General features: G+C 68.5%; 1 protein-coding gene and 2 pseudogenes. All 3 read left to right on the top strand.

The window, feature by feature from the left end; all coding sequences use genetic code 11:
* Nucleotides 1-791, top strand: a pseudogene (locus tag AC27KI_RS23710) (bacteriophage T4 gp5 trimerisation domain-containing protein); the annotation flags it as partial.
* Nucleotides 781-1,293 (top strand): hypothetical protein, encoded by a 513-nt coding sequence (locus tag AC27KI_RS23705; RefSeq protein ID WP_487116177.1) that lies wholly within the window; start codon nt 781-783, stop codon nt 1,291-1,293. The pseudogene AC27KI_RS23710 and the gene AC27KI_RS23705, both read left to right, overlap by 11 nt.
* Nucleotides 1,294-1,411: 118 nt before the next feature.
* Nucleotides 1,412-1,947: pseudogene (locus AC27KI_RS23700) on the top strand (hypothetical protein); the annotation flags it as partial.

Below are 1,947 nucleotides of genomic sequence, written 5' to 3'. Positions count from 1 at the left end.
CGCAGAAGGACCAGCTCACCGAAGTGGGAGAACGACGAGACAAGTGGTCGGCAACGACCGACGCAAGACCATCGACCGGGACGAGACCAAACGTCATCCACCGCGACCGCACCGAGAACCGTGGACCAGCGATGAAAAGATCAACCGTGCACAACAACCGCACTGAGCGCGTGGATCACGACGAGAAGATCAGCATCGGCGACAACCGTCGCGAGGACGTGGGCATCGACGAGACGGTGAGCATCGGCAAGAACCGCACCAAGACCATCGGCAGGAACGAGAAGGACAGGATCGGCAGCAACTGGTCGATCAAGGTCGGCAAGTTCAAGACCGAGACCATCGGCATCGCCTCGATGCAGAACGTGGGCGTCGGCCGCATGGAAAACGTGGGCGTGGTCTACAACCTCAACGTGGGCGCCATCATGGCCACCATCGTGGGCAAGAACCAGAGCACCACCGTGGGCAGCGACCAGGACGTCAAGGTCGGCACCAACCAGAGCACGGTGGTGGGCACCAAGTACAGCCTCAACGTGGGAGGCGGCGGCGGGGGCGGCGGAGATGCCGGCGGCGGCGGCATGGCCAAGAACGTGACCGCGCCCTCGGGCGGTGGCGAAGGCGGCGGGGGAGCCGGCTCCAGCATCACCATGGATGCCGAAACGATTACCCTGAAGGTGGGCTCCAGCTCGCTCATCCTCCAGGCCGACGGCACCATCACCGTGAACGGCAACAGCATCCGCCTCATCGGCGCAAGCGACGTCACCACGCTTTCCGGAGGCATCCATGAAAACTGATTCCCGCATGCTCCGAAGCACCCTGCCTGTGGACGGCCCCGCCGCCGATCCCGCCACCGCGTGGTCGCTCCAGCCCGCCCAGGTCCTGCGCCAGGATGCGGATGGAACCGTGGTCCTTCGCTGCCAGGGCCGCGAATACCGCGCGGAACTGGCCTCTCAAGTGCCCGGCGTGATCGAAGGCCAGTTCGTGCTGGCCGCGCTGGGTTCTGGCCAGGAAGCACCAGCACCGGATGGCAGGCCCCTGCCCTCGCTGGTCGTCGCCGCCTGGCCCTGCCCCGGCGCGCCGGCCACACCGCCCTGGCAGTTCGACCGGGCCACCGGCGCGCTGTCGCTCGAAGTGACCCACCTGGACGTGAGTGCGGTGAGCCGCGTGCTGCTGCGCTGCGCCGATGCGCGCATGCAGTTTTCCCAGGACGGATCGGTCGAGACCCGGGGTCACCAGATCACCTCGGCCGCCGTCGAAACCCATCGCATCGAAGGCGGCTCCATCGAGTTGAACTGACCCGGTTCGCCGCGATGCATCGCGCCTGCGTCCGCTGCGCGATGCCCTGGCCGCCCTTTCCGGTTCCGATGGAGTTTCCGACGGTGCCGCTGCCTGCTTGCTTTTCTTCGCCTGGCCTATGATCACTCGCCTTCGCCCTTCCGCGCCCCCTCCACTGCCCGGCATGCTGGCCCGGCAGATGGGCATCGCCGTGCGCGCCTATGGGCGCCGGGCGGGGCTTCTGCGCCAGGCCCACACCGTCCGGGCCCTCAAGGCCGTCGATCAGCGGCTGGACGCGCTGATGGACGCCTGCCGCTACTACGGGCCGGCGTGTCTGGACGAAGTGGCCTGCGTGGAGGCGCAGGCGCAGACCCGCCCCGAAGAAATCGCGGGGGCGGCCTTCGTGCGCATCGCGCTCGCGGAGCGGTACGAACCCGATGCGTCCGTGCGTCTGGAGGGGATTGCCCGCCTGCTCGCGGCCCAACCCATGTCCGTTCGGGACGCGCTGTGGTTCTATGCCGCGCCGACGACCTGCGGCCACCTGCTGGCGTCGGACGACGCGCACCTGCTGGCCTGCGGTGTGGAGCTGGCGGGGCGGCTCGCCCTGCCGGAGCACATCGCCGGGGTGCATGCGGCAGCGGTGCGCGGCGCGGACCCGGATGCGTGCCTGCTGGC

The organism is Acidovorax sp. KPB24-03, from assembly GCF_057546605.1.
Note: the sequence above shows the minus strand (reverse complement) of the source record. Positions and strands in the feature narration are given on the sequence as shown.